Here is a 12,860-nt window from a genome sequence, read left to right as displayed (position 1 = left end):
GTGAAGCTGTGGCGATCGCCGCTGGCGTGGACGTTCCTCGCATCGGTGGCGCTGTTGCTCGGGGTCGGCGGCTGGCTGCTGACCGACCCCGCCACCAGCCGCAGCGACGCGCTGAAGACGGGCGGCCTGGCGGGCGGCGCGATCGTGGCGCTGTACGCGCTGTGGCTGAACGACCGGCGCCGCCGGGTGGAGGAGCGCCGCCAGGACATCGAGCGCCAGCGGCACGAGCTGGAGTCGCAGCGGGCGGAGCAGGACCGCGCCCGGGTAGCCGACGAGCGGTTCGCGAAGGCGGTCGAGCTGCTGGGCCACGCGGCGGACCAGGTGCGGGTGGGGGCGCTGCACGCGTTGGCGGGTCTGGCGCGGAGCCGCCCGGACTACACGCAGACGGTGCTGGACGTGCTGTGTTCGTACTTGCGGCGGCCGTTCGAGCACCCGCGCTACGAGCTCGACCGCAAGGAACGCGGTGGCGCGCGGGGCACGCCCGAGCAGGAGCAGGAGCTCCAGGTGCGCCTCACCGCCCAGCGCCTCGTCAAGGATCTGCTCCCCCCGGCCGACGCACCGGACGCCGCGGACTACGACCTGGATCTCACGGGCGCGGTCGTCGAGTACCTGGATTTCTCCGGCCGCCGGATCGGCGGAATGCTGCTGCGGTACGCAACCTTGCACAGCAGCACCAACCTGAGCGGCTGCCGCTTCACCGGAAAGGCGTACTTCACGGCGGCAGGCAGCGACTCGGGCCGGCTGATCGGGTATTTCCGTTGCCGGGGCGCGGTTTTCGAGAGCCACGCATGGTTCAGCGGGACGCACTTCGCTGAGCTGACGGACTTCACGGACAGTACGTTCGCCGGGGAGACCACGTTCAAGGACGCGCGATTCGGCGACGACGCGATCTTCGCCGGGGTGAAGGTGACGGGGTCCCTTGACCTTCGGCGGGCTTGTTTCCTGGGGCAGACCGATTTGCGGTTCGGGGTGCTGCCGGAGTCGGTTTCGCTGTACAACACGCTGGTGCGGGGGGAGAAGGATCTGCGGTTGCCTGAGGTTTGGGGGACCGAGGAACTTCGCGATGGGGAGCTGCGGATCGTCGCCAAGGCGGGTTGAGCCTGCCGGGCGACTCCCGAGACCTCAGGCGGCCCCCACCCTCCCTGGGGGGCGTCCCAAGTCCAGTCTACCGGCAGGGTGCGACAAAAACGCCGGAAAGGCCCGCGCGCACCCGACCTGTCCACAACCGCGACTGGTTGTGGACAGGTCGGAACGGACCTCAGTCGAACAGGGCCGGAAGCGTCGGCTCCCAGGCTGCGCGCAGCTCGTCGAGCGTGAACTCCGTGATGCCCTGGAGCTCCAGCGTGCCCGACTCCGGGTCCACCACGCCCGTCTTGCGCCACGGCAGGCCGCGGGCCGTGCACATCTCCGTGAAGCGCAGCTCCTCCGTGCGCGGGACCGCCACCAGGACCCGGCCCGCCGACTCCGAGAACAGCTGGACGAACGGGTCCTGGTCCGCGTCCAGGAACACCCGGGCGCCGCACTGTCCAATCAGTACAGTCTCGACCAGGGTCTGGATCAGGCCGCCGTCCGAGAGGTCGTGGGCCGCCGAAATCATTCCGTCGCGGGAACCCGCCACCAGGATCTCGCCCAGCAGCTTTTCGCGAGCCAGGTCGACGCGCGGCGGCACGCCGCCGAGGTGGCCGTGCAGCTCGCGGGCCCACGCCGAACCGTCCAGCTCGTCGTGGGTTTCGCCCAGCAGCAGGAGGGTTTCGCCCGCCTCCGCGCCGATGCCCGTCGGGATCCGGCGGGTCACGTCGTCGATCACGCCGAGCACGCCGATCACCGGGGTCGGGAGGATCGCCGTCGAACCCGTCTGGTTGAAGAAGCTCACGTTGCCGCCCGTCACCGGGATGCCCAGCTCGACGCAGCCGTCCGCCAGGCCGTGGACCGCCTGCTCGAACTGCCACATCACGCCCGGGTCGGTCGGGGCGCCGAAGTTCAGGCAGTCCGACACCGCGACCGGCGTCGCGCCGCCCGTGGCCACGTTGCGGTACGCCTCCGCCAGCGCCAGCTGCGCGCCGCGGTACGGGTCCAGGTACACGAACTTGCTGTTGCAGTCCGTCGCCACCGAGACGCCCCGGCCCGAAGACTCGTCGATGCGGATCATCCCTGAGTCCGACGGCTGCGCCAGCACGGAATTGCCGCGCACGTAACGGTCGTACTGGGACGTCACCCATTCCTTGGACGCCTGGTTCGGTGACGAAATCAGCTTGAGCACGTCCGCGCGCAGTTCGTCCGAAGTGGACGGTCGCGGCAGCTTCGCGGAGGTGTCCGCGACCAGTGCGTCCTGAGTGGACGGACGCTCGATCGGCCGGTCGTACACCGGGCCCTGGTGGGCCACCGTGTGCGCCGGGACGTCGACGACGACCTCGTCGTGCCAGGTGATGACCAGGTGCTCGCCGTCGGTGACCTCGCCGATGTCGGTCGCGATGACGTCCCACTTGCGGCAGACCGCCATGAACGCCTCGACGTTCTCCGGCGAGACGACCGCGCACATGCGCTCCTGCGACTCGCTGGAGAGCACCTCGGCGGGCGTCATTCCCTTGGCGCGCAACGGAACACGGTCGAGATAGATGTGCATGCCGCCGTCGCCGGCGGCCGCCAGCTCGGACGTCGCGCAGGACAGGCCGGCGCCGCCGAGGTCCTGGATGCCGACGACCAGCTTCTGCGCGAACAGCTCGAGGCAGCACTCGATGAGCACCTTCTCGGTGAACGGGTCGCCCACCTGGACGCTCGGCAGCTTCTTGCGGCCGGACGCCGACTCGTCACCCGAAAAGGTGTCACTCGCCAGGACGGAAACGCCGCCGATGCCGTCGAGGCCGGTGCGGGCGCCGAACAGGATGATCTTGTTGCCGGTGCCGGACGCGAACGCCAGGTGCAGGTCCTCGACGCGCATCGCGCCGACGCAGAGGGCGTTCACCAGCGGGTTGCCCGAATAGGACGGGTCGAACACCAGCTCGCCGCCGATGTTCGGCAGGCCGAGGCAGTTGCCGTAGCCGCCGACGCCGGCGACCACGCCGGGCAGCACGCGCTTGGTGTCGGGGGCGTCGGCCGGGCCGAAGCGCAGCGCGTCGGCGACCGCGAGGGGCCGCGCGCCCATCGCCATGATGTCGCGGACGATGCCGCCGACGCCGGTCGCCGCGCCCTGGTAGGGCTCCACATAGGACGGGTGGTTGTGGCTCTCCACCTTGAAGGTGACCGCCCAGCCCTCGCCGATGTCGACGACGCCCGCGTTTTCGCCGATGCCGGCCAGCATCTTGGCCTTCATCTCGTCGGTGGCGGTCTCCCCGAAGTAGCGAAGGTGCTTCTTGGAGGACTTGTAGGAGCAGTGCTCGCTCCACATGACCGAGTACATCGCCAGCTCCGCGTCGGTGGGCCGGCGGCCGAGGATCTCGCGGATGCGGGCGTACTCGTCGTCGGCGAGCCCGAGCTCGCGGTAGGGCTGGGTGTGGTCCGGGGTCGCCCCGGCGCGCTCGGTGGTGTCAACGGTGCTGGTCACGGTGTCCGTGTCAGGGTTCGCCACGGCCGTCAGGATACGTGCCGCCCGGTGGCGCCCCGGACGGTGGGCCGTCGAAATCGGACGGGCCGGGCGCGGTGTGAGCGACGCGACATCGAACGGCCCGGCCGGCTGTGGACAGCTCGGGTGCGCGGGCGGCGCGCGGGCCCGGAATTGTCGGTGCTCGCGAGTAACGTTGAAACCGGGGGTCCCCCGAGCGGCCGGGGTGCGTCGAGGCGGGCGCGAGTGGGTGCACCTGTGGGCTCGAATGGGCGCCCGTGCGGTCGTGGTCCGGGAAAATCGGTCGCCTTCTCCGGGGCGTCGGCTTACCGTCGGGAATCGTGCTTTCCGCCACATATCCCTTCCCGCCGCTGCGGCTGCCCGCGCGACCGACCGCGAGGCGCTTCCTGCTCGCCGTGTTCCGGGCTCGGCTCGGCACCGTGCTCGGGGCCGCCGCGATCGGTGTTGTCTGGGCGCTGCCCGGTGCGCTCGTGCCGCTGGTGATCGGCCAGGGCATCGGGGCGGTCGGTGCCCACGACGGCGCTGCCGTCTGGCGCTGGGCGCTGGCCGCCGCCGCGCTCGGGGTGGTGCAGGCGCTGTCCGGGACCTGGCTGCACTTCCTCAACTACGGCCTGTGGCTGCACGGCGCCGGCTCGACGCAGCGGGCGGTGTCGGCGCACACCACGCGCGTCGGCGCCGCGCTGCGGGAACAGACCACCACCGGCAACCTCGTCGCGATCAGCACCACCGACATCAACCACATCGGGAACACCGTCGAGATGACCGGGCGGGCGTTCGGCTCGCTGCTGGCGTTCGTCGTGGTCGCGGTGTGGCTGATCTCGACGTCGCCGCTGCTCGGCGTGGTCGCGCTGGTCGGTGTGCCGCTCGCCGTGCTGGGTATCGGGCCGCTGCTTGCGCCGCTGCAGAAGCGCAAGGCGAAGCAGCGTGAGAAGCGCGGGGACGTCAACGCGCTCGGCGCCGACATCGTGTCCGGCCTGCGGATCCTGCGTGGCATCGGCGGTGAGCGCCGGTTCTTCGCGCGCTTCCGCGAGACGAGCCAGCGGGTGCGGCGGTCCGGGATCGAGGTCGGCCAGGCCGAGGCGTGGCTGGCCGCGGCGGAGATCGCGCTGCCCGGGCTGGTCACCGTGGTGATCACCTGGCTGGGCGCGCGGCTGGCCGTGGCGGGTGAGATCGGCGTCGGGCAGCTGGTGTCGTTCTACGGCGTTTCGGCGTTCCTGATCTGGCCGGTCACCGCGGCGACGGAGGCGGTCGGCTCGATCACGTCCGGGCTGGTCGCGTCGCGGAAGGTCGTCGCGCTGCTGGCCATCCGCCCGAAGCTGGCGGACCCGGAAACGCCGGTGCCGCTGCCCGAGGGACCGCTGGAGCTGGTGGACACCGAGAGCGGGGTCCGGGTCGCGCCGGGCCGGCTGACGGTCGTCGACTTCGGCGCCGACGGCGAAGCCGTGGCCGATCGGCTGGCCCGGTTCGCCGACCCGGCCGAGGGCGAAGAAGTGCTGGTCGGCGGGGTCCGGGCGGACCACGTCGCGCTCGCGGAGCTGCGGCGGCGGGTCGTCTACGCGCACAACCAGGACATCTGGTTCTCGGGCGTGCTGCGCGAGCAGCTGGCCCCGGCGCGAGCCGGCGGCGTGAGCACGACCGAAGCGCTGTACGCGGCCGACGCCGACGACATCGTCGACGCCCTGCCCGACGGCGTCGACGAGGTGATCGGCGAACGCGGCCGCGAGGTGTCCGGCGGCCAGCGGCAGCGGCTGAACCTGGCCCGCGCGCTGGCGGCCGACGCCGACGTGCTGGTGCTCGACGAGCCGACGTCGGCGGTCGACGCGCACACGGAGGCCCGCATCACCGAGCGCGTCGCGGCGCTGCGCCGCGGCAAGACCACGGTGGTGTTCAGTCAGAGTCCCTTGTGGACACACGTGGCGGACGAAGTCTTCACCGCGAAAGGGGTGACGGTGTGAAACGCCTTCCCACGGCGTCCCGGCAGGACGTCCGCCGCTGGGCGCTCAAGACGGCGGCACTGCACAAACGCGAGTTCGGCCTGCTGCTGGGCTCGCTGGCCGCGGCGACGCTGATCGGGCTGGCCGGGCCGCAGCTGCTCGGCGCGCTGGTCGACGACGTCGCGGCCGGCACCACGACCGGGCGCGTCGACGTGCTGGCGGCGGCGTTCGTCGGGATCCTCGTGCTGCAGGCGCTGGCGCGGAAGATCGCGCGGATGCGCGGCGCGGTGTTCGCCGAGCTGGTGCTGGCCGAGACGCGCGAGGAGTTCGTCGGGACGGCGCTGCAGCTGCCGCTCGGCACGGTCGAGGCGGCCGGGACGGGCGACCTGCTCAGCCGGGCGACCACCGACCTCGGCCGGATCGACCACGCGGCGCGGTTCGCGGCGCCGGAGATCCTGGTCGCGGCGGTGACCGTGGTGTTCACGGTCGTCGCGATGGTGCTGACGTCGCCGCTGCTCGCGCTGGGCCTGCTGGTGGCGCTGCCGCTGCTGGTGCCGGTCAACGTCTGGTACCAGCGGCGGATCCCGGCGGTCATGCAGTGGATGCTCGACCGCTGGGCGGACCTGACGACGAGCGTCCACGAGACGGCCGAAGGCGCGCGCACGGTCGAGGCGCTCGGGCTGGCCGAGCGGCGGATCGGCGCCGCGTACGACGCGCTGGACCAGAGCATCCTCGGTGAGCGCCGGATGCGGCGGCTGCAGCTGCGGTGGCTGCCGTCGCTGGAGATCAGCTACGTGCTGCCGCTGGCGGTGATGCTGCCGCTCGGGCTGCTCGCGTACACGCGCGGCTGGGCCGGGCTGGGTGAGATCACCACGATGCTGCTCTACGTCCAGGCGATGGCGGCGCCGCTCAACGAGGCGCTGTTCTGGCTGGAGGACCTGCAGGTCGCGGCGGCCGCGGCGCGCCGGATCCGGGGCGTCCACGAGGTCTCGGCCGAGGGGTCGGCGAAGGTGACCGACGTGCCGCGCGGGCGCGACATCGACGTGCACGACGTCCGGTTCGCCTACACCGCGGACCGCGAGGTGCTGCACGGCATCGACCTGCGGGTTCCGCGCGGCGAGCGGCTGGCGATCGTCGGGCCGTCGGGCGCGGGCAAGTCGACGCTCGGGCGGCTGCTGGCCGGCATCGCGGCACCGTCGTCGGGCTCGGTGCGGATCGGCGGCCAGGACGTCTCGGCGCTGGCCGACGACGTGCTGCGCGGCGAGGTCCTGCTGCTGACCCAGGAGCACCACGTGTTCTCGGGGACGCTGCGCCAGAACCTGGCCCTGCCCGCCCGCCGCGAAGGCGGCGACTGGACCGACGACGAGCTGCTGGCGGCCCTGGACTCGGCGGGTGCGTCGGAGTGGGTGGCGGCGCTGCCCTCCGGGCTCGACACGAAGCTGGGCTCGGGCGAGCACCCGGTGCCGGCGGCGATCGCGCAGCAGCTGGCGCTGGCCCGGGTGGTGCTGGCGGACCCGCACACGCTGGTCCTCGACGAGGCGACGTCGCTGCTGGACACGGGCTCGGCGCGGGACCTGGAGCGGTCGCTGAACAGCGTGCTGTCGGGGCGGACGGTCATCGCGATCGCCCACCGCCTGCACACGGCCGCGGCGGCCGACCGGGTCGCGGTGGTCGAGGGCGGCCGCATCACGGAGCTGGGCGCGCACGACGAGCTGCTGTCCGCGGGCGGCTCGTACGCCCGGCTGGTGGCGGCGGCGAGCTAGTCCGGAACGGCGGACGTGTTGCTCCCCGGTGGATGACCACCGGGTGCGGCCGGAGAGGTGGCTCTCGAACGACCAGGGCCAGTGACCTTCCGGGGCTGTGGACAACTCACGTCCGCAGCCCCGGAACTGTCGGCCCCCGCCGGTAGCATGGATACCGGGGGGCCGAGGGCCGCCCTCAAGCCTTCACAAGCGCGTCCACCGCGCTGAAGAACATGCCCAGCCCGTCGTCCGACGGCCCGGTCAGCGCGTCGATCGCGTGCTCCGGGTGCGGCATCAACCCGACCACTCGGCCGTTCTCGCTGCGGATCCCGGCGATGTCGTTGCGCGACCCGTTCGGGTTGCCGCCGACGTACCGGAACACCACGCGGCCCTCGCCCTCCAGCTCGTCCAAAGTGGACTGCTCGGCCATGTAGCAGCCGTCGATGTTCTTCATCGGGATGAGGATTTCCGCGCCTTCGTCGTAGCGCGTGGTCCACGCGGTGGACGTGTTCTCCACCCGCAGCCACTGGTCGCGGCAGATGAAGTGCAGCCCCTGGTTGCGGATCATCGCGCCCGGCAGCAGGCCGGCTTCGCACAGGATCTGGAACCCGTTGCAGATGCCGAGCACCGGCATGCCCGCGCGCGCCGCCTCGATCACCGGCGTCATCACCGGCGCGAACCGGGCGATCACGCCCGCGCGCAGGTAGTCGCCGTAGGAGAACCCGCCCGGGACGACCACGGCGTCGACGTCACGCAGGTCCTCGTCGGCGTGCCACAGCGGCACGGCCTCGCCGCCGGCGTAGCGGACCGCGCGGGCCGCGTCGCCGTCGTCGAGCGTGCCCGGGAAGGTGATGACGCCGATGCGCGCGCTCACGCGTCCACCCGCGTGATGGTCCACTGCTCGATGACCGGGTTCGCGAGGAAGCCTTCGGCGATCTTCTCCAGCGTCGCGTCGTCGACGGTGTCGTCGACCTCGATCTCGAAGTGCTTGCCCTGGCGGATCTCGGTGATCCCGGTGAACCCCAGGCGGCCGGCGGCGCCGAGCGCGGCCTGTCCCTGCGGGTCGAGGATTTCGGGCTTCGGCATGACGTCGACGACGACTCGGGCCACGGCAGGCTGCTCCTTATTCACGCAGGTCGTGGATACCCCGCGAGCATAGTTCACCCTCTCGACCCCCTGGCGGGGCCCACCGGGAAACCTAGACTGGCCGACGGCGCGGGGCTGCGCCATGATGAGTCGTTGACATCTCGCCAACAGGAGGCACCGTGGCCGTCCAGGAGTCCTACGACTACGTCATCGTCGGCGCCGGCAGCGCGGGGTGCGTCCTCGCCAACCGCCTCACCGAGGATCCTTCGGCCCAGGTCCTGCTGCTCGAAGCGGGCGCGGAGGACACCGCGGACGAGATCCACATCCCCGCCGCGTTCGCGTCGCTGTTCAAGACCAAGTGGGACTGGAACTACGAGACCGTCGAGCAGAAGCACACGGGGAAGACGTCGTACTGGCCGCGCGGGAAGATGCTCGGCGGCTGCTCGTCGATCAACGCGATGATCTACATCCGCGGCAACCGCGCCGACTACGACGGTTGGCGCGATTCCCACGGCGCCACCGGCTGGGGCTGGGACGACGTCCTGCCGTACTTCAAGCGTGCGGAGGGCAACCAGCGGCTCGGCGGGCCGCTGCACGGCACCGACGGCCCGCTGCACGTCGAGGACCGCCGGTTCACCCACGAGCTGTCGCAGGCCTGGGTCGACTCGGCCGTCGCGTGGGGCCTCAAGCGCACCGACGACTTCAACGGCGAGAGCCAGGAAGGCGCCGGCGTCTACCAGGTGACGTGCAAGAAGGGCCGGCGGTGGTCGACCGCCGACGCGTACCTGCGCCCGGCCCTTTCGCGGCCGAACCTCACGGTGAAGACCCTCGCGCCGGCGACCCGCGTCGTCTTCGAAGGCACGCGCGCGGTGGGCGTGTCCTATTTGGACAACGGGGTCGAGCACACTGCGCGCGCTTCGGCGGAGGTGCTTTTGAGCGGTGGCGCGGTGAACTCCCCGCAGCTGCTGATGGTTTCCGGTGTCGGGCCGGCCGAGCACCTGCGCGAGCACGGCATCGACGTCGTCGCCGCGCTGCCCGGGGTCGGCGAAAACCTGCACGACCACCCGGCGTGCGGCATCATCTGGACGACGCGCGACACGACGGACCTGGTCGAATCGGCGACTCCGCGTGGATTGATGCGCTACCAGCTGACCAAGCGCGGGCCGCTGACGTCGAACGTCGGCGAGGCAGGCGCGTTCTACCCGACCACGGACGGCCTGCCGGCGCCGGACATGCAGATCCACGTGGCGCCGACGTTGTTCTACGACAACGCGATGCGCGAGTGGACGACCCCGGGGTTCACCTCGGCGGCGACGCTGGTGGACGTGGCGAGCCGCGGACGGCTGCGGCTGAAGTCGGCGAATCCGTTGTGGAAGCCGGAAATCGACCCGGCTTACTACTCGGAGCCCCGTGACATGGAGACGATGATCGCGGGGTTGCGGGCGCTGATCGAGATCGGGAAGTCGGGGCCGTTGCGGCGGTTCCTGGATCGGCCGTTCCTGCCGTCGCGGCACGATTTGAGCGACGGGGAGCTGGCCGAGCACGTGCGCGAGCACACGCAGACGCTGTATCACCCGGTGGGGACGTGCGCGATCGGGTCGGTGGTCGACGCGGAGCTGCGGGTGCAGGGGGTGGAGGGGCTGCGGGTGGTCGATGCTTCCGTGATGCCGGTGGTGCCGCGGGGGAACACCAACGCACCGACGATCATGGTGGCGGAGAAGGCGGCGGATCTGATCCGGGGGAAGTAGGCGGCCCTCGGCCCCCCAATTGCCAGTCTAGCCGCGGGCACCGACAGTTCCGGGGCTGCGGACGCGAGTTGTCCACAGCCCCGGACCGTCTCAACGCTTGCCGTGCAGGATTGTCACCAGCTTGGCCACCAGGGCGTCCGTTGATTCCTTGCGGTTGAACGACGTCAGCGTCAACGGGGCCGTGAAGCGCTGGCGGGCGATCGCCTTCGTGCGGGCGAACTCGCGCAGGCCCTCCGGGCCGTGGATGCGGCCGAAGCCCGAATCCCCCACGCCGCCGAACGGCAGGGACGCGATGCCCGCGAACGACAGCGGGGCGTTGATCGCCGTCATGCCCGTGCGCAGTTTCTCCGCCAGCTCCACGCCGCGGGACTTCGAAAACACCGTCGAACCCAAGCCGTACTTCGTGTTGTTCGCCCGTTCGACCGCTTCGTCCATGGAAGCGACCTTGGCGATCGTCACCGTCGGGCCGAACGTCTCCTCCGTCACCGCCTCGGAGTCCTCCGGGACGTCGACCAGCACCGTCGGCTGCGCGTACCGGTCGCCGACCGCGTCTTCGCCGCCCAGGACCGCCTTGCCGCCGCGGGCCAGTGCGTCGTGGATGTGGCGCTTGATCACGCCCAGCTGGGACGGCATCGTCACCGGGCCGTACTGCGCGGCTTCGTCCGAGCCCGCGCGGACGTCCTTCGACTTCTCGACCACCTTGGCCACGAACTCGTCGTGCACCTTCTCGTGGACGTACACCCGCTCGACGCCGATGCACGTCTGGCCCGAATTCGAGAACGCGCCCCACACCGTCGCGTCCGCCGCCGCGTCGAGGTCCGCGTCCGCGTCGACCAGGACCGGGTCCTTGCCGCCCGCCTCGATGACCACCGGGGTCAGCGTCTCGGCCGCCGCCGCCATGATGCGCTTGCCCGTCGCCGTCGAGCCGGTGAACGCGATCTTGTCCACCCCCGACGTCACCAGCGCCGCGCCCGTCTCGCCGAAGCCGGTGATCAGCTGCAGCACCGGCTGCTCCGGGACGATCTCGGCGAAGGCGTCGACCAGCCACTTCCCGACGCCCGGCGTGTATTCGCTGGGCTTGAACACCACCGCGTTGCCCGCCGCGAGCGCGTACGCGATCGAGCCCAGCGGGGTGAACACCGGGTAGTTCCACGGGCCGATCACGCCGACCACGCCCAGCGGCTGGTACTCGACCGTCGCCGCCTGGTTCGACATCAGCAGGCCGGCCGACCGCTTCTGCTTGCCGAGGATCTTCTTCGCGTGCTTGCCCGCCCACGCGATGTGCTCGATGGCCAGCACGCTCTCGAGCTGCGCGTCCGCGATCGGCTTGCCCGTCTCGTCGCGGACCACCTGGCACAGCTGCGGCAGCCGCCGCGTCAGCACGCCCTTCCAGCCCCTGAGCCGCTCGGCGCGGCCGGCGAACCCGAGGCCCGCCCACCACGCCGCCGCGACGCGCGCTCGTTCGACGGCCGCCTTGACGTCTTCCGCGCTGTGGATCGGGTACGTTCCGACCACCTCGTCGGTCGCCGGGCTGAGCGAGTCGAAGGTCTCGCCGACCGACGTCGGCTTCGGCTGGACGGCAGTCATCGGCGTCTCCCGTGGTTCGAGGGTCAGCCCAGGTTACGACGTTACTGACACCGTGCCAATAGCTCGTGCGGGCTTCCGCACCAGCATTGCACCGGCGATCGCCGCGGCAAAGACACCGGCCAACGGCGGCAGCCACAACGGCAGCAGGCCGACCGACAACGAGCCGAGCCCGAAGCCCGCCGCCTGCACGGTGAAGCTCAGCGAGAACCCTGCTGACCTGCGGTTCTTCGGCAGCAGGCGCTGCAGGTTGACCGAGGTCGCGGCGACCAGCGGGCCGGTGCAGCCACCGATGACGGCGATCGACGCGATCAGCCCCGGCCAGCCGAGGTCCGCGGCGAGCACGAGGCCGCCGGCGACGAACCCGCCGAGGAACAGCCGCGGATCCCCGGTCCTGCCGCGCCACGCGTAGAGCGCGCTGCCCGCGATGCTCGCCCCGCTCAGCACGGCGATCACCACCGGCGCGGCCGTCTCCGGCGCGCCGAGGCGCTGGACCAGGGGCAGCGGCGCCACCTCGATCGTCGACAGCAGCAGCCCGACGGTGAACGCGCAGCACAGCCACGGCAGGTAGGTGCCGAGCCGCGCGGGCGCGACGTCGGCGGCGGGTTCCACCCGATCGTGGAGCCCCGGGCGGCGTGGGACGAGCACCGCCGCGGCCACACAGGTGACGGCCATGGCGGCCAGCGGGACGACCGGGCCGGCCAGGTCGAGCACCGCGACCAGCGCCGGACCGCCGATGAGCACGCCCTCGAGCAGCATCGCGTCGACGGAGATCGCGCGCGGCAGCAGCGCGTCGTCGACGGTGTCGGCCAGGAGCGTCCGGAACCCGCCGGACAACGCCCCGGCCGAGATCCCCGGCAGCAGGACGAGCGCGACGAGCACCGGCGCGGGCGCGTCGGCGGCCAGCGCCAGCACGACGTACCCGGCGGCGGTCAGGAGCAGCAGCGCCGGCAGGCCGCGGGCCGGGCCGAGGCGGTCCAGCAGCCGGCCGACCGGGACCGCGCACACCATTTCGGCGGCGACGTAGACCGACATCAGCACGCCGCCCAGCCGGTACGAGCCGGTCGTGGCCGTGGTGAGCAGGGTGAACGCGAGCGGCGCCATGGTCGCCGGGAGCCGTGCGAGCTGCACCCCGGCCGACCAGCGCCAGTAGGCGCGGTGGGTGAACAACGACATGGCCACACGCTCTCCCGGCGCGGTTCTGCGG

At 71.7% G+C, this 12,860-nt stretch carries 9 protein-coding genes; 4 read left to right on the top strand and 5 right to left on the bottom strand.

Going from position 1 to position 12,860, the window contains the following annotated elements; genetic code table 11:
- Positions 1–1,098: a pentapeptide repeat-containing protein gene (locus tag ABZW17_RS23420; protein WP_354817809.1), complete on the top strand. Its 1,098-nt coding sequence runs from the start codon at positions 1–3 to the stop codon at positions 1,096–1,098.
- Between the two features lie 160 nt (positions 1,099–1,258).
- Here the strand turns inward: ABZW17_RS23420 and purL are convergent, their stop codons facing one another.
- The gene (gene purL, locus ABZW17_RS23415; RefSeq protein ID WP_354818109.1) at positions 1,259–3,541 is read right to left on the bottom strand and encodes a phosphoribosylformylglycinamidine synthase subunit PurL; all 2,283 of its coding nucleotides are present in this window, start codon (positions 3,539–3,541) and stop codon (positions 1,259–1,261) included.
- Positions 3,542–3,879: 338 nt separating this feature from the next.
- Between purL and ABZW17_RS23410 the strand changes: the two genes are divergently transcribed.
- A complete protein-coding gene (locus tag ABZW17_RS23410) occupies positions 3,880–5,514 on the top strand; it encodes an ABC transporter ATP-binding protein (protein ID WP_354817806.1) in 1,635 nt (544 codons plus the stop codon).
- Positions 5,511–7,256: an ABC transporter ATP-binding protein gene (locus ABZW17_RS23405; protein WP_354817803.1), complete on the top strand. Its 1,746-nt coding sequence runs from the start codon at positions 5,511–5,513 to the stop codon at positions 7,254–7,256. The genes ABZW17_RS23410 and ABZW17_RS23405 overlap by 4 nt, the downstream gene beginning before the upstream one ends.
- A 175-nt stretch (positions 7,257–7,431) precedes the next feature.
- Here ABZW17_RS23405 and purQ read toward each other — a convergent pair whose 3' ends face one another.
- A complete protein-coding gene (purQ, locus tag ABZW17_RS23400) occupies positions 7,432–8,109 on the bottom strand; it encodes a phosphoribosylformylglycinamidine synthase subunit PurQ (RefSeq protein ID WP_354817800.1) in 678 nt (225 codons plus the stop codon).
- A complete protein-coding gene (gene purS, locus ABZW17_RS23395) occupies positions 8,106–8,345 on the bottom strand; it encodes a phosphoribosylformylglycinamidine synthase subunit PurS (RefSeq protein ID WP_013230759.1) in 240 nt (79 codons plus the stop codon). The genes purQ and purS overlap by 4 nt, the downstream gene beginning before the upstream one ends.
- A 155-nt stretch (positions 8,346–8,500) precedes the next feature.
- On the opposite strand from purS, the gene ABZW17_RS23390 reads away from it, so the two are divergent.
- Positions 8,501–10,069, top strand: coding sequence for a GMC family oxidoreductase N-terminal domain-containing protein (locus ABZW17_RS23390; protein ID WP_354817797.1), 1,569 nt, complete (start codon positions 8,501–8,503; stop codon positions 10,067–10,069).
- Between the two features lie 90 nt (positions 10,070–10,159).
- On the opposite strand, the gene ABZW17_RS23385 is transcribed toward ABZW17_RS23390, so the two are convergent.
- Together ABZW17_RS23385 and ABZW17_RS23380 are read right to left on the bottom strand one after the other, a co-directional pair.
- On the bottom strand, positions 10,160–11,656 hold the full coding sequence (locus tag ABZW17_RS23385) for an aldehyde dehydrogenase family protein (RefSeq protein ID WP_354817794.1): 1,497 nt from the start codon (positions 11,654–11,656) through the stop codon (positions 10,160–10,162).
- 33 nt (positions 11,657–11,689) lie between these two features.
- On the bottom strand, positions 11,690–12,829 hold the full coding sequence (locus tag ABZW17_RS23380) for an MFS transporter (RefSeq protein WP_354817791.1): 1,140 nt from the start codon (positions 12,827–12,829) through the stop codon (positions 11,690–11,692).
- Positions 12,830–12,860: the final 31 nt, after the last annotated feature.

The organism is Amycolatopsis sp. NPDC004625 (assembly GCF_040609695.1).
Lineage (GTDB): Bacteria > Actinomycetota > Actinomycetes > Mycobacteriales > Pseudonocardiaceae > Amycolatopsis.
Note: the sequence above shows the minus strand (reverse complement) of the source record. Positions and strands in the feature narration are given on the sequence as shown.